20 protein-coding genes are annotated in these 18,833 nt (G+C 72.3%); 9 read left to right on the top strand and 11 right to left on the bottom strand.

The genetic code is table 11. The features are described from left to right. Nucleotides 1-2 precede the first annotated feature (2 nt). A complete protein-coding gene (locus RTA_RS13385) occupies nt 3-656 on the top strand; it encodes a trimeric intracellular cation channel family protein (RefSeq protein WP_013901949.1) in 654 nt (217 codons plus the stop codon). 9 nt (nt 657-665) lie between these two features. On the opposite strand, the gene RTA_RS13380 is transcribed toward RTA_RS13385, so the two are convergent. Beyond that, a complete protein-coding gene (locus tag RTA_RS13380; protein ID WP_041675575.1) occupies nt 666-1,763 on the bottom strand; it encodes a lipocalin-like domain-containing protein in 1,098 nt (365 codons plus the stop codon). Nucleotides 1,764-1,878: 115 nt separating this feature from the next. Between RTA_RS13380 and RTA_RS13375 the strand changes: the two genes are divergently transcribed. Next, on the top strand, nt 1,879-2,184 hold the full coding sequence (locus tag RTA_RS13375; protein ID WP_041675574.1) for a helix-turn-helix domain-containing protein: 306 nt from the start codon (nt 1,879-1,881) through the stop codon (nt 2,182-2,184). Beyond that, nucleotides 2,181-3,488: a type II toxin-antitoxin system HipA family toxin gene (locus tag RTA_RS13370; RefSeq protein ID WP_013901946.1), complete on the top strand. Its 1,308-nt coding sequence runs from the start codon at nt 2,181-2,183 to the stop codon at nt 3,486-3,488. The genes RTA_RS13375 and RTA_RS13370 overlap by 4 nt, the downstream gene beginning before the upstream one ends. Here the strand turns inward: RTA_RS13370 and RTA_RS13365 are convergent, their stop codons facing one another. The 5 genes from RTA_RS13365 to RTA_RS13345 form a co-directional block, all read right to left on the bottom strand. After that, the gene (locus RTA_RS13365; protein WP_013901945.1) at nt 3,489-6,026 is read right to left on the bottom strand and encodes an ABC transporter permease; all 2,538 of its coding nucleotides are present in this window, start codon (nt 6,024-6,026) and stop codon (nt 3,489-3,491) included. Nucleotides 6,027-6,090: 64 nt separating this feature from the next. Then, entirely contained in the window at nt 6,091-6,588 is a 498-nt protein-coding gene (locus tag RTA_RS13360) for a hemerythrin domain-containing protein (protein WP_013901944.1), read from the bottom strand. A 175-nt stretch (nt 6,589-6,763) separates the two neighbouring features. After that, nucleotides 6,764-7,144 (bottom strand): hypothetical protein, encoded by a 381-nt coding sequence (locus tag RTA_RS21120; protein ID WP_013901943.1) that lies wholly within the window; start codon nt 7,142-7,144, stop codon nt 6,764-6,766. Between the two features lie 196 nt (nt 7,145-7,340). Next, nucleotides 7,341-8,021 carry an ABC transporter ATP-binding protein gene (locus tag RTA_RS13350; RefSeq protein ID WP_013901942.1) on the bottom strand — a complete coding sequence of 227 codons (681 nt, stop codon included), beginning with the start codon at nt 8,019-8,021 and terminating at the stop codon, nt 7,341-7,343. Further along, nucleotides 8,018-9,547: a BLUF domain-containing protein gene (locus tag RTA_RS13345; protein ID WP_013901941.1), complete on the bottom strand. Its 1,530-nt coding sequence runs from the start codon at nt 9,545-9,547 to the stop codon at nt 8,018-8,020. Before RTA_RS13345 ends, RTA_RS13350 begins: the two co-directional genes overlap by 4 nt. A 185-nt stretch (nt 9,548-9,732) precedes the next feature. Between RTA_RS13345 and RTA_RS13340 the strand changes: the two genes are divergently transcribed. Together RTA_RS13340 and RTA_RS13335 are read left to right on the top strand one after the other, a co-directional pair. Then, entirely contained in the window at nt 9,733-10,104 is a 372-nt protein-coding gene (locus RTA_RS13340) for a hypothetical protein (RefSeq protein WP_013901940.1), read from the top strand. Between the two features lie 93 nt (nt 10,105-10,197). Next, nucleotides 10,198-10,557 carry a hypothetical protein gene (locus RTA_RS13335; RefSeq protein WP_013901939.1) on the top strand — a complete coding sequence of 120 codons (360 nt, stop codon included), beginning with the start codon at nt 10,198-10,200 and terminating at the stop codon, nt 10,555-10,557. On the opposite strand, the gene miaA is transcribed toward RTA_RS13335, so the two are convergent. Both miaA and RTA_RS13325 read right to left on the bottom strand, forming a co-directional pair. After that, a complete protein-coding gene (miaA, locus tag RTA_RS13330; protein WP_041675571.1) occupies nt 10,558-11,535 on the bottom strand; it encodes a tRNA (adenosine(37)-N6)-dimethylallyltransferase MiaA in 978 nt (325 codons plus the stop codon). It abuts the gene before it with no gap. A 43-nt stretch (nt 11,536-11,578) separates the two neighbouring features. Beyond that, nucleotides 11,579-12,157, bottom strand: a complete 579-nt coding sequence (locus RTA_RS13325) for a helix-turn-helix domain-containing protein (RefSeq protein WP_013901937.1) — start codon at nt 12,155-12,157, stop codon at nt 11,579-11,581. A gap of 48 nt (nt 12,158-12,205) precedes the next feature. Here RTA_RS13325 and RTA_RS13320 point away from each other — a divergent pair, with 48 nt between their 5' ends. Beyond that, entirely contained in the window at nt 12,206-12,727 is a 522-nt protein-coding gene (locus tag RTA_RS13320) for a GNAT family N-acetyltransferase (protein ID WP_013901936.1), read from the top strand. Nucleotides 12,728-12,901: 174 nt separating this feature from the next. Here the strand turns inward: RTA_RS13320 and RTA_RS13315 are convergent, their stop codons facing one another. Continuing rightward, nucleotides 12,902-13,747 (bottom strand): alpha/beta hydrolase, encoded by an 846-nt coding sequence (locus RTA_RS13315; protein ID WP_013901935.1) that lies wholly within the window; start codon nt 13,745-13,747, stop codon nt 12,902-12,904. A 145-nt stretch (nt 13,748-13,892) separates the two neighbouring features. Further along, the gene (mutL, locus tag RTA_RS13310) at nt 13,893-15,686 is read right to left on the bottom strand and encodes a DNA mismatch repair endonuclease MutL (protein ID WP_013901934.1); all 1,794 of its coding nucleotides are present in this window, start codon (nt 15,684-15,686) and stop codon (nt 13,893-13,895) included. 89 nt (nt 15,687-15,775) lie between these two features. Between mutL and RTA_RS13305 the strand changes: the two genes are divergently transcribed. The 3 genes from RTA_RS13305 to RTA_RS13295 all read left to right on the top strand — a co-directional run bounded on the left by RTA_RS13305 (nt 15,776) and on the right by RTA_RS13295 (nt 18,337). Beyond that, nucleotides 15,776-16,429, top strand: coding sequence for a DedA family protein (locus RTA_RS13305; RefSeq protein WP_013901933.1), 654 nt, complete (start codon nt 15,776-15,778; stop codon nt 16,427-16,429). Nucleotides 16,430-16,493: 64 nt separating this feature from the next. After that, the gene (locus RTA_RS13300; protein WP_013901932.1) at nt 16,494-17,852 is read left to right on the top strand and encodes an aromatic ring-hydroxylating dioxygenase subunit alpha; all 1,359 of its coding nucleotides are present in this window, start codon (nt 16,494-16,496) and stop codon (nt 17,850-17,852) included. Beyond that, a complete protein-coding gene (locus RTA_RS13295) occupies nt 17,849-18,337 on the top strand; it encodes an aromatic-ring-hydroxylating dioxygenase subunit beta (protein ID WP_013901931.1) in 489 nt (162 codons plus the stop codon). The genes RTA_RS13300 and RTA_RS13295 overlap by 4 nt, the downstream gene beginning before the upstream one ends. On the opposite strand, the gene RTA_RS13290 is transcribed toward RTA_RS13295, so the two are convergent. Continuing rightward, nucleotides 18,334-18,513, bottom strand: coding sequence for a glycine zipper 2TM domain-containing protein (locus RTA_RS13290; protein ID WP_226986166.1), 180 nt, complete (start codon nt 18,511-18,513; stop codon nt 18,334-18,336). The two genes, RTA_RS13295 and RTA_RS13290, sit on opposite strands and share 4 nt — an antisense overlap. Nucleotides 18,514-18,833 lie beyond the last annotated feature (320 nt).

Below are 18,833 nucleotides of genomic sequence, written 5' to 3'. Positions count from 1 at the left end.
CCATGTCCAACCCCGCGCTGCTCGCGCTGCTGCACACCCTGGTGGAGGCCGGCGCCACCATCGCCTTCGCGCTGTCGGGCCTGCTGGCCGCGGCACGCAAGCGCCTGGACGCGGTGGGCGTGTGCGTGGTGGCCGGCCTGGCGGCCTTCGGCGGCGGCACCCTGCGCGACGTGCTGCTGGACCGGCGGCCCTTCTTCTGGGTCGAGCATGCCGGCTGGCTGTGGGGCCTGCTGGCCCTGTGCATCGCCGCCATGGCCTTCCTGCGGGCGCGCCACTTCGCGCCCACCGAGCGCGCCATGCAGTGGCCCGATGCCCTGGGCCTGGGCCTGTTCGGCGCCAGCGGCACCCAGCTGGCGGTGGCGCAGGACCTGCCCGGCATCGTGGCCGTGCTGATGGGGGTGGTCACCGCCACCTTCGGCGGCGTGTTGCGCGACATCGTGTGCAACGAGATCCCCACGGCCCTGCACGACCACCGGCCCTATGCGGTGTGTGCCTTCGCCGGCGGCTGGGTGCTGGTGGCCGTCCACCATGCCGGCCTGCCCCCGGGCTGGGGCCTGCTGGCGGGCGCGACCACCGCGACCGGGCTGCGCGTGCTGGCGCTGGCCACCGGCTTCACCCTGCCGCGCTGGTCGTCGGCCCACTCGCCGCGCGAGTGAGGCGCGGCGCTACAGGCGCAGCCGCTGCGCGTAGCCGGTCATCTCCAGGTAGCCGCGTCCCACGCGCCGGCCGTCGCCGTCCAGCAGGTCGGACAGGCCTTCCCAGTAGAAGGCACCGGTCGAGGCGCGGCTGTCCAGCTCCTGGTTGTCGATGACGGCGCGCACGGTGTACGGGCCGGCGGGCGTGCGCACCGCCCACTCCACGGGGTAGCTGGCGCCGGACAGCGGGCTGGTCCAGCGGCGCCGCGCCAGGAACTCGGTCTGGCCGGGGCGGAAGCTCTCCGGCTCACGGCCCGGTGCGCGGAAGGAGCCGCCGTCCCACACCGCGGTGCCGTCGGGGCGGCGCAGCCGGAAGGCGGTGAGCGCGCCGCCGTCCTCCAGGTTCATGCCGATCCAGTCCCAGCCCGCCGCCTCGGGATGCAGCAGCTCCTGGCTCCATTCGTGGTCCAGCCAGGCGCGGCCGGCAAGTTCGAGCTCGCCCCCGTCCTGCAGGCCCAGCCGGCCCCGTGCCGCCAGCTGGGGCTGGCTGTAGTAGTAGCTGGCCTGCTTCTCGTCCGGCCCCTTGCGCGAGAGGCCGGCACGCCCCTGCAGCAGCAGCGGCTGGGTGGGTGCGAACTCGAGCTGCAGCGAGAATCCGCCCGCCGGCAGCTGCGCGGCATAGCTGCCGTCCGGGCGGCGTTGCAGCGACCAGTCGCGCAGGCGCACGCGCGTGTCGTCCTCGTCCGCCTGCGCGATGCCGAAGCCGGCCCGGGCGATGCGCTGGTCGTGCCACAGGCGCCGTCCCCGCACATCGGTGACGGCGGCATGCGCGAACACCAGCTGCCTGGCCGCGAAACCCGACTTCAGGGCCTGCGTCGCGTCCACCCGCGAGCGGAAGAAGGTGAGCTGGAAGCCGAACTCCCGGCCGTCGCCGGCCCTCGCATGGCCGGTGATGTACCACCACTCGGTGCGGAAATCCGGGTGGGCGCCGTGGTCGCGCGGGAACACCAGCGTGCGCGGCGGCAGCGCCCGGGCCGGGCGTGGAGCCATGGCGAGCGCGCCCATGCCCAGGGTGGCACCCAGCAGGGTACGACGGGTCAGCAGGAGGGGCAGAGGCAGCTCAGGCATGATTGCGTCGATAGCAAACCATCTATTTGGTGGGATTAGATATTTAACTATTGAAGACAGGCAGCCGGTCATCTATATTGCACCATCGATACCGCTGCCATTCGATGGTTTCCTGATGAAAACCTTGGCCCAACTTGCCCACACCCTGGAAGCCGCCCGCCTGCAGCGGCGCCTCACCTACGGCGAGCTGGCCGACAGCGCGGGCCTGTCGCCGCTGGCCGTGCGCCAGGCCTTGCAGGGCAAGTCGGCGCCGCGCATCACCAGTGTGATGGCGCTGGCCGACAAGCTGGGGCTGGAGGTGGTGGTCGTGCCCAAGGTGGTGGCCGAGGGCCTGGCGGGCGCCATGCCCGCGCCGGCCCCCGCCCTCACCGTGGTCGACCGGCTGCTGGAGCAGGCACGCCGGCGCAAGGACCCGCCTTGAGGCTGCGCGCGCTGGACATCTTTCTGAGGGACGAGCCGGTCGGCCTGCTGTTCCAGTACGGCGAGGGGCCCGGCGCCATCGCCCGGCTGCGGCCGCTCGAATCCTTCTGGCGCCGCAGCGCGCCGCCCGTGCTGTCCTGGGCCACGCTGACGGCCGGCGAGGCCGAGCGCGACGCGTTCTGGGCCGGCCACGCGACGCAGCGCTTCTTCAACGGCCAGGACGGCCGGCTGCCGGCCTTCTTCCAGAACATGCTGCCCGAGGGCCTGCTGCGCCGCCACCTGGCGCAGCTGCGCGGCTGCCGCGAGGACGACCACTTCGAGATCCTGGCGACCTGCGGCGCCGACCTGCCCGGCGCGGTGTACGCGCGGCCAGCGCAGCTGGTACGCGACGAGGTGGAGCGGATCGTCACGCAGGGGCATGACGCGCTGGAGGTCGCCGTCACGGCCGAGCCGGTGGCCGAGGCCACCTCGCTGTCGGGCATCCAGCCCAAGCTGTCGCTGGTGCTGCAGGGGGGCCGCTACGTGCAGCGCACCCGCGACGCCCAGGGCCTGCACACCATCGCCAAGCTGCCCACGGTGGAGTTCCCGCTGCTGCCGGAGGTGGAGGCGCTGTCGCTGCAACTGGCCGCCGCCGCCGGCGTCGAGGTCTGCCAGGCGCGGCTGGAGCCGCTCGCGGCCATCGCCGGCGAGGTGCCGTTCGAGCTGGGCGGGGCCCGGCAATTCCTGGCCGTCACGCGTTTCGACCGGCGCGGCGGCCGCGACCACGTGCACTGCGAGGACTTCGCCCAGGTGCTGGGCATCCAGCCGGAGCGCAAGTACGGCGACGACAGCGCCTGCTACGCGATCATGGCGCAGCTGATGCTGCAGACGCCCGCGCTGGGCGAGGCCGCCGCGGTGGAGCTGCTGCGCCGCATCGCGGTCAACGAGCTGCTGGGCAACTACGACGCCCACGTCAAGAACTTCGGCCTGGTCTACCAGGACGGCCGCACGCCCCGGCTGGCGCCGGCCTACGACGTGGTGGCCTACGCCGCCTACCTGGGCGGGCGCGGCCATGCGCTGCGCTTCACGCCCGGCGGCCAGACGCAGGCGCGCCTGTCGCCGCGCATCCTGCGCGAGTTCTGCTCGTTCTGCGGGCTGGCCGAGCCCATCGCGCATTCCACGGTGCGCCAGGTGGTCAAGCGCGCTGCCGCGGCCTGGCCCGACCTGATCAACGCCAGCGGGCTGCTGGACGGCCAGAAGCAGCGCCTGCTGGCGCACCTGGCGTCGATGCCCATGGTGCAGTCGCTGCGCCGGCGCGCGGGCTGATCACCAGTCCTCCTTCACCGCCAGCACCGCGTCGCGCCCGGCGGCGGCCCGGCCCGACAGCCAGGCCGTGAGGGTGCCGGCCGCGACCACCGCGGCGCACAGCAGCGCCAGCCGGGCCCACGGCACCTGCAGGTCCATGGTCCAGTGGAAGCTTTGCGGGTTGACCACGTGCACCAGCACCACCGCCACCGCCAGCCCCAGCGCCAGTCCGGCGGCCGAGCCGATGGCCGTCCAGGCCGCGCCTTCGCCGGCGACCACGGCCAGCACCTGGCGCCGCGTCAGGCCCAGGTGCTGCAGCAGGCCGAACTCCTTGCGCCGCGCCAGCACCTGGGCGCTGAAGCTGGCGGCCACGCCGAACAGGCCGATGGCGATGGCCACCGCCTGCAGCCAGTAGGTGACGGCGAAGCTGCGGTCGAAGATGCGCAGCGAGGTCGCTCGGATCTCGCTGGCCGAGGCGAACTCGACCAGGCCGCCGGCACCGCCCTCGCGCTCGGCCAGCGCGCGCAGCGCCTGCTGCACGGCCTCGGGCCGCGCCTCGGGCGACAGCCACAGCATCAGGTCGTTGGCGCGCAGGTCGCCGCTCAGCCGCTGGTAATCGGCGAGCTGCATCAGCACGGCGCCGCTCTGGCGCGCGTAGTCGCGCCACACGCCGGCCACGAAGAACGAGGCCGGCGGCCCGGACGCGGTGGCGCCGAACGCCTGCGCCAGGCGGGGGAAGGGCTCGCCCGGCCGGGCGCCGTACAGGTCCACTACGGCTTCGCTCACGTAGATGCCGATGCGGCCCGGCGGCACCGGCAGCGCGGCGCCCACCAGGGGCAGCGCCTGGGCCGGGTCGTCGATGCGCCGCGCCAGCAGCGCCACCGGCGGCAGCGCCGGGTCCAGCAGCAGCGAGCGCACGCGCTGCGGGGCCACCCGTGCCACGCCGGGCACCTGCGTCGCCGCCTGCACGAAGCCGGGCCCCAGGTTGGCCACCTCGCCGGCGGCCGTGCCCTCGGCGGTGCGCGCGTACAGGTCGGCCGGCAGCACCACGTCCAGCCAGCGGGTGACCGAGTCGCGGAAGCTCGCCACCATCACCGTCAGCGCCACCGCCAGGCTGAGCGAAGCCACCACGCCGCTGACCGCCACCGCGGCGCTCTCGCGCACGCGGCGCGCGCGCTCCACCGCCAGCAGCGGCAGCACGCGGTGCGCCAGCAGCGGCGCCAGCCGGTCGTACACCGCGCCCACGGCCCAGGGCAGGGCGGCGATGCCGCCCACCAGCAGCAGCGCCACCGACAGGTAGGCCGCCAGCGGGATGCCGGCCACCGGCGGCAGCAGCGCCAGCAGGCCGGCCAGCGCCACCAGCGCCAGGCTCCAGCCGCGCGGGCGCCGCCCGGCCTGGCCCGCCCCGCCCAGGCCCTTGAGCGCCTGGGCCAGCGGCAGCGCCTGGGCCAGCCGCGCCGGGAACCAGCCGCCCGCGGCCGCCGCGACCACGCCGAGCACGCCATAGGTGGTTGCCGCCGGCGCGCTCCACTGCAGGGTCGGCGCCACCCCCTGGAAGTAGCCGCCGCCCAGGTCACCCCCCAGCAGCCGCAGCGCCAGCGCGGCCAGCGCCGTGCCCAGGGCGATGCCGGCCAGGCTGCCCGCGGCGCCCAGCGCGACCGACTCGGCCACCACCAGGCGCAGCCGCTGGCGCGCCGTCAGGCCCAGCACGCCCAGCAGCGCCAGCTGCTGCGTGCGCCGGGCCACGCTCAGCGACAGCACCGAGAACACCAGGAAACCGCCGGTGAACAGCGCCACCAGGGCCAGGACCGTCAGGTTGACGCGGTAGGCGCGCGAGAGATTGCTCACGCGCTCGGCGGCATCGCCCGGCTCGGCCGCCGTCACGCCCGCCGGCAGCTGCAGCGAGCGGATGAAGGCGCCGTGCTCCGTGCCCGGGCGCAGCCGCAGGTCGATGCGGGTGAGCTGGCCCTGGCGCGCGAAGGCATCCTGCGCGGCGGCGATGTCCATCACCGCCAGCGGCGCCCCGCCGGCCGACACCGTGCCGGCCACGCGCAGGGTCCGCAGCCGCAGCCCGGTCTGCACCTCGATGCCCCCGTCGCCCAGCAGCTGGCGCGCCGCCGGGTTGAGGAACAGCGTGTCGGGCGCGAACAGCGCGAAGCGGTCCGCGCCCTCGGCGGCCGCGGGCAGCAGCGCCGGCGCCAGGGTGGCCACCACCAGCGCATCCACCCCCAGCACGCGCAGCGGCTGGCGCCGCCCGTCCGCGGTGGCCGCCAGCGTGACCAGCTCCAGCACCGGGCTGGCGAGCTCCACCCGCGGATGCGCCGCCACGCGGGCGAACAGCGATTCGTCGAAGCCGCCCTGCACGGCCCGCAGCTCCAGGTCGGGCTGGCCGTTGACGGAGCGCACCGCGCTGGAGAATTCGCTCAGCGCGGAGGCATTGATCAGGTGGACGGCAAAGGCCAGGGCCACGCCCAGCATCACCGCGGCGGCGGCCGCGGCGCTGCGCCAGGGATGCTGGCGCAGTTCCTGCCAGGAGAAGGTGCGCAGCAGGGCCAGCATGGAGGCCGATTGTGGCCCCGGTCACCGGCCCCGCGGCACGGTCAGGTGAAGCGGGAAGAAGGCGTCAGGCCTCGGCCGCCATGCCGGCGCCGGCCATCTCGCCCATGAGTTCTTCCTTGCGGGTCTCCATCTGCTCGCGCATGCCCACCAGGTCCAGCTTGCGGGCGGCGCGCGCCTTGACGAAGATCTCGCTCTTTTCTTCCTTGACGTGGTGGTCCACGTACTCGCCCAGCACCTTGACCTTGGCGTCGAACATGTCGTCGGCCTCGCCGGCTTCCTCCAGCTGCGCGATCAGGTCCTTGGCGCTGTCGTGCTCGACCTTGGCCTCGTCCAGCAGGTCGGTGTCCTTGATGGCCTGGCGCAGGGCCGGGTAGAAGATCTCTTCCTCGATCTGCGCGTGTACCTTCAGCTCCTGGCAGATCTGGCGGGCCAGCTCCATCTTCTTCTGGGCGGCGCTGCGGGCGCGCGACCCGGTCAGTTCCTCGTATTCCTTGAACATCTTCTTGACGGCCCTGTGGTCGGCGTCAAGCAGGTCGCAAGCATCTTTCTCTCGGGTGGCCATGGTGTTCTCCTAATGGGTCGTTTCATGATCCGCGCCGCCTGCGCGGGCCCATGTAGGAAAACGTCTGAACCGGCTGACGGTGCCTCGGCGGGCCACGTCGCCGCGCAGGCCGGATGCAGCGCGGCCGGGTCCGCCTGCAGCGAACCCGGCCGCGTCCACGGCGCGGGAGGCGCCGTCAGTTGCGATCGGCGCGCGGCACGGGTGCCTCGGCCACCTGCTGCACCGGCTCGGCCGCGGGGGCCGGGGCCGCGCCCATGGTGGTGGCCGGCGCGGGGGCCGGGGCCGGCTCGGCCTGTGCCACCGGCGCCGGCATCGGGGCGGGCGCCTGGCTCACCACCGGTGGCGTGACGACGATGACGGCGGCCTGCACCGGTGCCTCGTACTCGGGCACGCCGGTCTCGCCCATGGGCGTGCCCAGGGCGCTCTGCTGGCCCGCGCCCAGCGCCGGGTTGGCGATGTCGGCGTCGGGCGGCACGCCCTGCGCCACGGCCACGCCGAGAACGGCGACGGTCGATGCACCGGCCAACAGGCCCAGGAATTTCTTTCTGGTCGACATGGAACAGCTCCTTCAACAAACGATGGGGTGGGGAACTCGCGGGCGCTGGCGCCTGCTGGAATGCAGGCTACGTCCACGGGAAGAGCAGGGGGTCAGGTCGCGACCCCGCAGCGTGTCGGACTCATTCAACCATCCCATGGCGACCCTGCCGACGCCGCGCTATCACGGTGCCGCGCCTGCGGCCGCGCCGCGGGCTTCAGGCTGGCGGGCGAAAGCCCAGGCTGGTCAGATGCAGCACGCGGTCGGCGCGCGCGGCGGCGGCCTCGGAATGGGTGACCAGCACCAGGGACGCATCGTGGTCGCGCGTCTGCGCCAGCAGCACGTCCATGACGCGCGCGGCCGTGCCGGGGTCCAGGTTGCCGGTGGGCTCGTCGGCCAGCAGCAGGGCCGGCCGGTGCACCAGGGCGCGGGCGATGGCCACGCGCTGCAGCTGGCCGCCGCTGAGCTGCTGCGGCAGGCGTTGCCCCAGCCCCTGCAGGCCCACCGCCTCGAGCATGGCCGCCACCCTTTCGCCGGTGTCCTGACGTCCCAGCAGCAGCAGCGGCAGGCCCACGTTCTGCGCCACGTCCAGGTGCGGCAGCACGTGGAAGGCCTGGAACACGAAGCCCACGTGGGCGCGGCGGATCAGCGCGCGCTGCTCGTCGGATGCCGCGCCCAGGTCATGGCCGCACAGCACCACCCGGCCCTCGTCCCCCTGGTCCAGGCCGGCCAGGCAGTTGAGCAGGGTGGACTTGCCCACCCCCGACTCGCCGACGATGGCCACGAACTCGCCGGGCGCGACCTCGAGCGAGACGTCGGCGAACACCGGCGTGGCACCGTAGCGCTTGCCCAGGCCTTGTACCGACAGCGTGGCACGGGCCGGCACCGGCGCGCTCACCCGCGGCCCGCCGCCGCCCCGGGCGTGCGCTCGAACAGGCGCGGCGGGGTGCTGGCCACGCACAGCTCGATGCCGCGCAGCAGCAGCGCCTCGTTGCAGTAGCCGGGGATGGTGGATACGTACAGCACCGAGCGGTGCTCGTCGGGCAGGGCGCGCGACAGCCCGACCCGGTCGGCGTAGCGCGTGAGCACCTGGGTCGGCTGCGGCGGCGACTGCGGCGGCGCGAGCCGCGCCTGCACGCCCAGCTCGCAGGCGATCTCGCCCAGCACGCGCCGGCGCTGGGCCGCATCGGCCTCGACCTGCCCCGTCAGCAGCAGCACCGGCTCGACGTCCCGCTCCCGGGTGGGCGCGAGTGCCACGGCGCCCACGCCCTCGATGTCCAGCAGCTGCGACAGCCAGTCGTGTCCCCCGCTCGCCAGGGCCAGACCCGGGCGCCCGCTGCGCGCCTGCGCTGGCGGGGAAGTGGGGGCCGGGGCTGGCGCGGAGAGGGGCGCCGGGGCTGCAGGCCGTGGCCGTGCCGGCGCGGCAGCGGCCGGCGCAGGCGTCGGCGCGGGCGCGGGCGCAGGTGCCCGGGCCTCGCCCAGTGCCTGCTCGACCGCCTGCCACACGGCGTCGCTGTCGGCCAGCGGCAGGGTCAGCAGACTTGCGGCTCGCTGCTGCTGCACCAGCCAGCGCTCGACGGCCGCCAGGCACGGCCCGGCCAGCCGGCCGAACAGGCAGACCAGGCGCGTGGAGGCGTTGTCGTTCCCCAGGCGCTGCACCACGGTGGCGGTGAACGCGAGCGCCGCCTCGACCGAGGGGGAGGAATAGAACAGGACGACCACGTCGTACCGCTCGGGCGTGCGCTCCAGCCAGGGGATGGCCACCGCGCTGCCCGCGTAATGGACGACCCGCACGCTGCCGTGCCGCGGATGCGGGTGCTCGGTGTATTCGGACAGCGCCTCCCGCTCCAGGCCCGCCGGGCCTTGCAGGCGGGTGCGGTGCAGAGGCGCCTTCCACTTGCCGCTCACGTGGCTCAGCAGCGCGCCGGACCACAGGCCGGTCTGGCCGATGACGCCGACCAGGCGCTGCGAGCCGTCCTGCAGGGCCGGCGGATGCACCAGGCCGCGGAAGATCGCGGCCGGGGTCTGCTCGCCCGCGTCCGGCAGCTGACCCCCGCGCAGGCCTTGCAGCACACGGTCCAGCCGGCCGCCGCGGTCGCCGCGCAGGACCAGCAGCAGGGACCATTCGTCCAGCAGCATCCGGTCCGCGCCGCAGAACAGTGTCTGCACCTGCTCACGCCAGCTGTCCTGCCCGGCCTGGTGCATCAGCTCGCGCACCGCGGCTTCGGGACCCTGCAGCCACTGCACGAACTGCCCCTGGGCAAAGACCAGCAGGCCGTGCACGCCGGCCTGGCGATGGGCGGCGGTCATGCCTGCCTGCAGCTCGCCCAGCCAGCACGACAGGGCCGATTCATCCTGCAGGTGCGGGCCGCCACAGGCCGTGCTGATGCTGACGAGGGAGAACGCAGGAGCGCGCGTAGTCATAAGTTGTCGATGCTTGCGTCGCTGACTGCTTTTGGCCGCGAATCCGTCTTTTTCCCTGAAGAACGCTGTCGTTGCGGTACTACAGCCTGCAATCCAGTCTGCCGGTTACGTCAATCTGCCAACAGCAGATTCACATTTTGATACGAATCGTCGGAAAATGGCTACTTCGATTTTCACCCGGACCGATGCAGCAAGCGGAATACCTGATCGCCGAACTCGCGTCTTTCGACGGCGTCCAGGCCTGCGCGCTGGTCGATGCCGACACCGGCATGGCCTGGTACCACGCGGGCGATCTGGCGGACCGTGAGGAGATCGCCGAGGCGGCGGTGGAGTTCTGGCGGGTGCACGGCCGGCTGCAGCAGCAGTTCTCCCGCTTCGGCCCGTTGGCCTCGGCGGCCTACTCGTTCGACACGCACGTGATCGGCCTGTTCAGCTGCTCGGTCCAGCCGCCACTGGTGCTGGTGTGCGTGGCCGACAAGGCGCGCGCGGCCTGGGCGCGATGGCGTCCCGTGATGGAAAGGCTCAAGCAGGCGGTGGCCGAGGCGCCCCGCCGCTGACGGGCTGCCGGCCTGTTTCTGGTCTCTCTCGCCGATCCGCTGCTTGGATGCCGCGGCGGATCGGCTGTTGTGAAGGCGTCCTGGAGAAAGAACATGTCAACCATCAAATCGTCGATGGACGAACTCATGACCATCGACGGTGCCCTGTGCGCCGCGCTGGTCGATTCGAGCAGCGGGATGATCCTGGGCCAGATCGGTGCGGGGGTCGATCTCGAGGTGGCGGCGGCCGGCAACACCGAGGTGGTGCGCGCCAAGCTCAAGACCATGCGTTCGCTGGGCCTGGCCGACGTGATCGAGGACATCCTGATCACGCTGGGCAAGCAGTACCACATCATCCGCCCGATGGCGCGCAAGGAAGGCCTGTTCATCTACCTCGTGCTGGACAAGCCCAAGTCCAACCTGGCGCTGGCCCGCCGCAAGGTGCAGGACGTCGAGAAGGAACTGGCGGTCTGATCACCGGCGCGCGGTGCGCGCCGGTACGCCTGCCGCTGCCAGCAGGCGCGCGGGCGCGTCCGGTGCGTCGCACTCGATCACGCGGCGCCGCGCCATGCCGCGCAGCCAGGTGAGCTGCCGCTTGGCCAGCTGGCGCGTCGCGAAGATGCCGCGGTCGCGCAGCCAGGCCAGCGGCGGGGCGTGCCCCGCGGCTTGCGCGTCCAGCCATTCCCAGGCCTGCCGGTAGCCCACGCAACGCATGCTGGGTAGCTGGGGCGACAGGTCGCCGCGGCCGCGCAGGCCTTCCACCTCGTCCACCAAACCCTGCTCCAGCATCTGCGAAAAACGCAGGGCGATGCGCTCGTGCAGCCAGCCGCGGTCCCGGGGCTCCAGGGAGAACAGCTCGCAGCCCGCGGCCCAGGCGGGCGGCGCGGCGTCCCGGCCAGCTGCGGCATGGTGGACGCTCAGCGGGACGCCGCTCACCCGCCAGACCTCCAGCGCACGCTGGATGCGCTGCGCATCCTGGGGCGCCAGGCGCGCGGCCGCGGCCGGGTCCACGCGCGCCAGCTCGGCATGCAGCGCGGGCCAGCCCTGGTCCCGGGCCTGGGCGTCGATCGCGGCCCGCACCTCCGCGTCGGCCGCCGGCATGGACGAGAGGCCCTCGAACAAGGCCTTGAAGTACAGCATGGTGCCGCCCACCAGCAGCGGGATGCGGCCGCGTGCCTGGATCTCGCCCACCAGGCGCCGCGCGTCGGCCGCGAACTCGGCGGCGCTGTAGGCCTGCGCCGGGTCGCGGATGTCGATCAGGTGGTGCGGCACGGCGGCGCGCTCGGCCGCGCTGGGCTTGGCGGTGCCGATGTCCATGCCGCGGTACACCAGGGCCGAGTCCACGCTGACGATCTCCACCGGCAGGGCCTGCGCCAGCGCCAGCGCCGCGGCGGTCTTGCCGCTGGCCGTGGGACCGGCCAGGGCGATGACGCGATCCGGGGCTTCGGTCATGATGCGCGCGAGGGTAGCAGAGGCGCCGCGGGCAAAGCGGCGCTCACCTCGCCGCGCGGGCAACCACCAGCAGGTAGCGACAGCCCCCTCGGCCCTGGGCCCGGTAGGTCAGCGGCCGGTCCACCGAAAAGCTCAGGCAATCGCCGGGCGCCAGGTGGAAGGTCTCCTCGCCATAGGTCACGGCCAGCTCGCCCTCCAGCATCCACAGGCGCTGCCGGTAGGCGCCCTGGCTCCAGCGCGGGTAGCTGACGCAGGCGCGCCGCGGCATCTCCACTTCCACCAGCTCGATGCCGCCCGGCGGCTCGGCCGGCGCCACCTGGCGCCGCAGGTAGCCGACCTCGGGGTCGCGCCAGACCTCCTGGTCCTGCCGCCGCCGCAGCGGCTGCGCCGACGCCGACGGCTCGGCCAGCAGCTGCGCCAGCGGCACGCCCAGGGCCGCCGCCAGCCGGCCCAGCAGGGCGGCCGTGGCGCTGCTCTCGGCACGCTCGATGCGCGAGATCATGGCCTTGCTCACGCCCGAGCGCTCGGCCAGCTGGGCCAGGCTGAGCGACTGCGATTGCCGCAGCGCCAGCAGCCGCAGCGCGATGGAGGCGTCGATGTCCAGGTCGGTGGTATCGGGCATTCGTCCATTATGATGGACGAGCGTCTACTTTTATGGAAGGAGCGTGCCATGCAACCGATCGCCTGCACCGAGGAGCGCCATGCCGGGGCCATGCTGGACATCTTCAACGACGCCATCCTGAACTCGACCGCGCTGTACGACTACCGGCCCCGCCCGCCGCAGAGCATGGCAGCGTGGTTCGCCACCAAGCGGCAGAACGGCTTCCCGGTGCTCGGGCTGGAGGATGCGCAGGGCACGCTGCTGGGCTTCGCCAGCTACGGCACCTTCCGCGCCTGGCCGGCCTACAAGTACACGGTGGAGCATTCCATCTACCTGCACCGCGACCATCGCGGCCGCGGCCTGGGCCGGCTGCTGCTGCAGGCCCTGGTGGAGGCCGCGCGGGAGCGGGAGGTGCACGTCCTGGTGGGCGCCATCGACGCCGCCAATGCCGCCAGCATCGCCCTGCACGAGAAGCTGGGCTTCAGCCATGCGGGCACGGTGCGGCAGGCCGCTTTCAAGTTCGGGCGCTGGCTGGACCTGGCGCTGTACCAGCGCATCCTGGAGACGCCGCGCGAGCCGCGCGACGGTTAGGGCCTGTCATCGAGTGTTTTGCGGGCTCGCTCCCTTCGGGTTGCGGCCACAAAGACCGCGCGCCGCGTTGCGCGGCCTTGCCGGGCACCCAGCCCGGCTGCGTCCACGCGCCTTGCGCGCGGCCTTTGTGGCCGCAACGCGTCCCGCCAAACACTCGATGACAGGCCCTAGCGGCTAGTTCTTCAGGCTGAACAGCTGGGCCATGGCCTCGCGGTACTTGGCCTGCCCCACCCACATGGTGCTGTGGTGCGAGCCACCCTCGACCAGCAGGAACTGCTTCTTGCCGGTGGCCGCCTCGTACAGCCGGCGGCCCAGGTCGCTCTTGATCAGGTTGTCCGCCGCGCCGTGCACCACCAGCAGCGGCGAGCCGACCTTGGACACCTTGTTGATGGACTCGAAGCGCTGCGTGATCAGCGGCCCCACCGGCAGCCAGCCCCACTTGAAGCTGCTGGCCACGTCCGGGATGGAGGTGAAGGTGCCCTCGACGATCGTGCCCTCTTCGTCATGCACGCGCGAGGCCAGGTCGATGGCGATGGCGCCGCCCAGCGAGTGGCCGAACACGTAGCGCGGCCGGTCGGGGTATCGGGCAGCCAGCCAGTCCCAGGCGGCCCGGGCGTCTTCGTAGGCCATCTCCTCGGACGGCAGCGCCGCGCTGCTCTTGCCGAAGCCGCGGTAGTCGATGGCCAGCACCGAAAAACCCATCTCCTGCATGCGGCGGATGCGCCCGGCCGAGCCGGACACGTTCCAGCGCGCTCCGTGCAGGTACAGCATCACCGGCCCGTCGGCCCGCGGCTCCTCGGCGGGCGCCCACAGGCCGTGCAGCTTCACGCTCTGGCGGCTGACCCGGGACTCGAACTCGATCCAGACGTTGTCCATGCCCTCGGCCAGGTAGGCGCTGCCGCCCCAGGCCCGGTCGCTGGGCTGGAAGATCCATTCGCGCTGGCGTTCATCCAGCGTGGAGCAGCCCATGGTGAGGGCGACGGCCAGGGCAGCGGAGGCAAGCAGCAAGCGGCGGATCATGGCAATGGCTGGAGTCCAGCTCAGCGTGGAAGTTTCCAGGAGAAACCCTGACTGAGCAGGATCCGTGCAAGCCAGGGCCCGGAAGGATGAGCTTTAGTGTGCGAATTGTCATACCGCCGAGGCGGCGAGGGCAGCGGCAGGTGGCTCAGCGACCGCGCAGGAACAGCGCATCCAACTCGCGCACCGACAGCTGGCGCCAGGTGGGCCGGCCGTGGTTGCACTGGTCCGAGCGCTCGGTGGCTTCCATCTGGCGCAGCAGCGCGTTCATCTCCTCCAGCGTGAGCTGGCGGTTGGCCCGCACCGCGCCGTGGCAGGCCATGGTGGCCAGCAGCTCGTTGCGGGCGCGCTGCACCACGGTGCTGGCGTCGTGCTGGGCCAGCTCGGCCAGGACGCTGCGGGCCAGGTCCGCCGCGTCGCCCTGGGCCAGGCTGGTGGGCACGGCACGCACCGCCAGGGTGCGCGCCGAGAAGGGCGTGATCTCCAGCCCCAGGGTGTGCAGGGCCGCGGTACAGGCTTCGGCGGTGGCGATCTCCGAGGGCGTCGCGGCGAAAGTGGCCGGGATCAGCAGCGGCTGGCTGGCGATCTGCTGGCCGTCCAGCTGGGCCTTGAGCCGTTCGTAGACGATGCGCTCGTGCGCGGCATGCATGTCCACGATCACCAGGCCCTGGCGGTTCTGCGCCAGGATGTAGATGCCGTGCAGCTGGGCCAGGGCGCGGCCCAGCGGCCAGTCGCCCTCGGGCAGGGGCTGCGGCGCCTGCCCGTCCGTGGGCGCTGGGCGACTCGCCGCAGGCGACGGCGACCACAGGGCCGCCAGGTCGCTCACCGGATGGCCCACCACGGGGGCGAACTCCATCGCCGGCTGCGCCCAGCCCCGGTGGGCGGGGGCGTGCTGCGGCTCGGTGGCCGGTACCGCCTCGGTCGCGGCCTGCCCGGCGCGCGGCGCGGCCAGCGCCTGCTCCAGCGCGTGGCGCACCGCCTGGTGCACCTCGCGCCCGTCGCGGAAGCGCACCTCGATCTTGGTCGGGTGCACGTTGACGTCCACCCGCTCGGGCGAGATCTCCAACTGCAGCACGTACACCGGCTGGCGCTGGCCGTGCAGCACGTCCTCGTAGGCGCTGCGCGCGGCATGCTGCAGCACCTTGTCGCGCACGTAGCGGCCGTTGACGTAGGCGAACTGCTGGTCGGCCCGCGAGCGCGCGGCATCCGGGATGCCGGCGCGGCCGGCCAGGCGCACCGGCCCGGCCCGCCAGGCCACGGGCACGCTGTGCTCGATGAAGTCGCGGCCCAGCACGTCGGCCCAGCGCTGCTCCTGGCCGGCCGGGCGCCATTGTTCGGCCAGCTTGCCCTCGTGCCAGATCGCAAAGCCCACGTCGGGGCGCGCCAGCGCATGGCGGCGCACCGCCTCGACGCAGTGGGCGAATTCGGTGGCGTCGGTCTTGAGGAACTTGCGGCGCGCCGGGGTGCTGAAGAACAGCTCCTTGACCTCGACCGTCGTGCCGATGCCGCGGGCCACCGGGCGCAGCTCGCCGCTGCGGCCGTCCAGCAGGTGGGCGCTGGCGGCCTCGGCCGTGCGCGACAGCAGGCTGAGCTCGGCCACCGAGGCGATGGCCGCCAGCGCCTCGCCGCGAAAGCCCATGGTGCCCACCGATTCCAGGTCGGCCAGCGAGGCGATCTTGCTGGTGGCGTGGCGCTTGAGCGCCACCGGCAGCTCCTCGCGCGCGATGCCGCAGCCGTCGTCCTCCACGCAGATCAGGCGCACGCCGCCGGCCGAAAGGCGCACCGTGACCTGGGTGGCGCCGGCGTCCAGCGCGTTGTCCACCAGCTCGCGCACCACCGAGGCGGGGCGCTCGATCACCTCGCCGGCCGCGATCTGGCTGATCAGTTCGTCGGGCAGCTCGCGGATCGGGCGGCGGGGCTGTGGGGAAAGCACGGCGTTCACCGGAAGGATTCTAGGGAGACGGCGGCATGGCCCGTTGGAGCCACCCGGCCCGGCCCGGGCGGCGGGCCGGGCTCCGATAATCGCGCCCCATGGAACTCGCCACCTTCCTGATCGACTTCATCCTCCACGTGGACCGGTACCTCGAGGCCTTCGTGCGCAACCACGGCGCCTGGGTCTATGCGCTGCTGTTCCTGATCGTCTTCACCGAGACCGGCGTGGTGGTGATGCCCTTCCTGCCGGGCGACTCGCTGCTGTTCGTGGTGGGCGCGCTGTGCGGCGTCGGCTTCATGAGCTTCCCGCTGGCCTGCGCGGTGCTGATCGCCGCCGCCATCCTGGGCGACCAGTGCAACTACAGCATCGGCCGCTACTTCGGGCCCAAGGTCTTCCAGTGGGAGCAGTCGCGCTTCTTCAACCGCAACGCCTTCCTGCAGGCCCACGCCTTCTACGAGAAGTACGGCGGCATCACCATCATCCTAGCGCGCTTCATGCCTTTCATCCGCACCTTCGCGCCCTTCGTGGCCGGCGTGGCCGAGATGAGCCGGCCCAAGTTCAGCTTCTTCAACATCAGCGGCGCGCTGATCTGGGTGCTGGGCATCTGCACCGCCGGCTACTTCCTGGGGAGCTTGCCCTGGGTGCAGGACAACCTGAGCAAGATCGTCTGGGCGCTGATCATCGTGCCGGGGCTGATCGCCGTCGGCGGCGCCTGGAAGGCGCGCCGCGCGTCCGCCGCCGCGGCCGGCTGAACGCCGGGCCGCGCTGGCCCGAATTGATAAGCAAGCGTATTATTTCGGCAGGAGACACCTGCCGATGAACGCACCGCAGACCCTGTCGCGCTGGAGCCAGCCCGGCTCCAGCCGCGTGCCCTTCTGGGCCTACACCGATACGCAGCTGTACCGGCGCGAGCTGGAAAAGATCTTCTACGGGCCGCACTGGTGCTACGTTGGCCTGGAGGTCGAGATCCCCAATGTGGGCGACTACCGCCTGAGCTGGGTGGGCGAGCGGCAGGTGATCCTGGTGCGCGACCGCGTCGCGCCCAAGGACCGCGGCACGGACCACGGCATCCGCGTGCTGGAGAACCGCTGCGCGCACCGCGGCGTGCGCTTCTGCCAGCCGCCCATGGACGGCCGGACCGGCAACGCGCGCAGCTTCGTCTGCCCCTATCACCAGTGGACCTACAAGCTCAACGGCGAGCTGGCCGGCCTGCCTTTCAAGGACGGCGTGCAGGCGGTGGGGGCCGACGGCTCGCCCTGCGTGCACGGCGGCATGCCCGAGGGCTTCGACCTCAAGGCCCACGGCCTGACGCGGCTGCGCGTGGCGGTGCTGCACGGCCTGGTGTTCGCCACCTTCGACCCGCAGGCCGAGCCGCTCGAGCAGTACCTGGGCCCGCAGATCCTGCCCTGGCTGGACCGCATCTTCCAGGGCCGCCAGCTCACGCTGCTGGGCTACAACCGCCAGCGCATCCCGGGCAACTGGAAGCTGATGATGGAGAACATCAAGGACCCGTACCACCCGGGCCTGCTGCACACCTGGTTCGTCACCTTCGGCCTGTGGCGCGCCGACCAGAAGAGCCGCATGGTGATGGACGCGCACGGCCGGCACGCGGTGATGATCTCGCGCCGCAATCCGGATGCCCCGGCGGTGGCCCATGGTGGCGAGAACAAGGCCGTGACGCAGGGCGTGACCAGCTTCAAGGCCGACATGGCGCTGCAGGACGCGCGCCTGCTGGACGTGGTGCCCGAGCCCTGGTGGAAGGTGCCCGACCCGTCCCATCCGGGCGCCGAGATCATGCCCAGCGTGACCATGATCACGCTGTTTCCCAGCCTCATCATCCAGCAGCAGGTGAACTCGCTGTCCACGCGACACATCGTGCCGCGCGGCGAAGGCGGGTTCGACTTCGTCTGGACGCACTTCGGCTTTGAGGGCGACACGCCCGAGATGACGCGGCGGCGCCTGCGCCAGGCCAACCTGTTCGGTCCCGCCGGCTTCGTCTCGGCCGACGACGGCGAGGTGATAGAGTTGAGCCAGGAGGGCTTCCGGCAATGGGGCGAGGGCGGCAGCACCTTGTGCGAGCTGGGCGGCACCGGCACCGAGCCCACCGAACACATGGTGACGGAGACGCTGATCCGCTCGATGTACGCCTACTGGCGCAAGGTGATGAACCAATGAGCGCGGCGCTGCCCGAGCGGCTGCTGCTGCAGCTGGAGGTCGACCAGCTCAACGCCGCCTATGCCGCCTCGCTGGACGAACGCCGCTTCGACGACTGGCCCGAGTTCTTCCTTGACGACGCGAGCTATCAGGTGCAGGCGCGGGAGAACTTCGACCGCGGCCTGCCGCTGGCCCTGATGGCGCTGGAGAGCAAGGGCATGATGAAGGACCGGGTCTACGGCATCACGCAGACCATCTACCATGCGCCGTACTACACGCGCCACCTGGTGGGCCCGGCGCAGGTGCTGTCGGTGGAAGGGGGCCTGGTCAGGGCCCAAGCGCATTACGCGGTCTTCCGCACCCGGCCGGGGGATGCCAGCGAGGTCTACAACGTGGGACGCTACATCGACGAGATCGAGCGCACGCCGGCGGGCCTCAGGCTGCGCAGCCGGCGGTGCGTCTACGACAGCGAGATGGTGCTCAACTCGCTGATCTACCCGATCTAGCGGCGGTTCGGGTCGGTGGCCCGGTTGCCGATGTAGGCACCGGCCGCGGCGCCGCCCACGGTGCCCAGGGTGTTGCCGAACACGGCGTCGCCCAGCACGCCACCGGCCACCGCGCCGCCGACCGTGCCCGCGGTCTGGCGATCGACGCTGGCGCAGCCCGTGGCCAAGCCCATCATGGAAGCGGCCGCAACGGCCGCGAGAAGCTTGCGATTCATACGGTTCACCTTTTGGATGTTGCGTCCGCAGAAGGCGCGGACTGCCTATGCCTTCACTCTAGGAAATACCGGTCTGCTCGGGTGTAGGAACCGCGCGTCCGTACCTGTCGGCCGGGGGGAGGAGGGTTTGACGGCGGATTGAGGCTCTGCGGGCACTGTTGGTTGCATAGCTCCGCGCGGCGCGGCAGGCGGTGCCCGGCCGGGGCTCATGCTGTGGCGGTCCGTGCTGCGCACGGACTTCGCGGGCCGTTCTCTTCGGCCTGGGGCCGCGGCATAACTCA

The organism is Ramlibacter tataouinensis TTB310 (assembly GCF_000215705.1).
In the GTDB taxonomy this organism is placed as follows: Bacteria; Pseudomonadota; Gammaproteobacteria; order Burkholderiales; family Burkholderiaceae_C; genus Ramlibacter; species Ramlibacter tataouinensis.
The sequence above is the reverse complement of the archived record's forward strand: the minus strand, read 5'-3'. Positions and strand labels throughout refer to the sequence as shown.

Excerpts from the sequence above, each read along its gene's own strand:
- RTA_RS13385 (WP_013901949.1), top strand. The coding sequence starts at position 3 with ATGTCCAACCCCGCGCTGCTCGCGCTGCTGCACACCCTGGTGGAGGCC.
- RTA_RS13380 (WP_041675575.1), bottom strand. The coding sequence starts at position 1,763 with ATGCCTGAGCTGCCTCTGCCCCTCCTGCTGACCCGTCGTACCCTGCTG.
- RTA_RS13375 (WP_041675574.1), top strand. The coding sequence starts at position 1,879 with ATGAAAACCTTGGCCCAACTTGCCCACACCCTGGAAGCCGCCCGCCTG.
- RTA_RS13365 (WP_013901945.1), bottom strand. The coding sequence starts at position 6,026 with ATGCTGGCCCTGCTGCGCACCTTCTCCTGGCAGGAACTGCGCCAGCAT.
- RTA_RS13360 (WP_013901944.1), bottom strand. The coding sequence starts at position 6,588 with ATGGCCACCCGAGAGAAAGATGCTTGCGACCTGCTTGACGCCGACCAC.
- RTA_RS21120 (WP_013901943.1), bottom strand. The coding sequence starts at position 7,144 with ATGTCGACCAGAAAGAAATTCCTGGGCCTGTTGGCCGGTGCATCGACC.
- RTA_RS13345 (WP_013901941.1), bottom strand. The coding sequence starts at position 9,547 with ATGACTACGCGCGCTCCTGCGTTCTCCCTCGTCAGCATCAGCACGGCC.
- RTA_RS13340 (WP_013901940.1), top strand. The coding sequence starts at position 9,733 with ATGCAGCAAGCGGAATACCTGATCGCCGAACTCGCGTCTTTCGACGGC.
- RTA_RS13335 (WP_013901939.1), top strand. The coding sequence starts at position 10,198 with ATGTCAACCATCAAATCGTCGATGGACGAACTCATGACCATCGACGGT.
- miaA (WP_041675571.1), bottom strand. The coding sequence starts at position 11,535 with ATGACCGAAGCCCCGGATCGCGTCATCGCCCTGGCCGGTCCCACGGCC.
- RTA_RS13325 (WP_013901937.1), bottom strand. The coding sequence starts at position 12,157 with ATGCCCGATACCACCGACCTGGACATCGACGCCTCCATCGCGCTGCGG.
- RTA_RS13320 (WP_013901936.1), top strand. The coding sequence starts at position 12,206 with ATGCAACCGATCGCCTGCACCGAGGAGCGCCATGCCGGGGCCATGCTG.
- RTA_RS13315 (WP_013901935.1), bottom strand. The coding sequence starts at position 13,747 with ATGATCCGCCGCTTGCTGCTTGCCTCCGCTGCCCTGGCCGTCGCCCTC.
- RTA_RS13305 (WP_013901933.1), top strand. The coding sequence starts at position 15,776 with ATGGAACTCGCCACCTTCCTGATCGACTTCATCCTCCACGTGGACCGG.
- RTA_RS13300 (WP_013901932.1), top strand. The coding sequence starts at position 16,494 with ATGAACGCACCGCAGACCCTGTCGCGCTGGAGCCAGCCCGGCTCCAGC.
- RTA_RS13295 (WP_013901931.1), top strand. The coding sequence starts at position 17,849 with ATGAGCGCGGCGCTGCCCGAGCGGCTGCTGCTGCAGCTGGAGGTCGAC.
- RTA_RS13290 (WP_226986166.1), bottom strand. The coding sequence starts at position 18,513 with ATGATGGGCTTGGCCACGGGCTGCGCCAGCGTCGATCGCCAGACCGCG.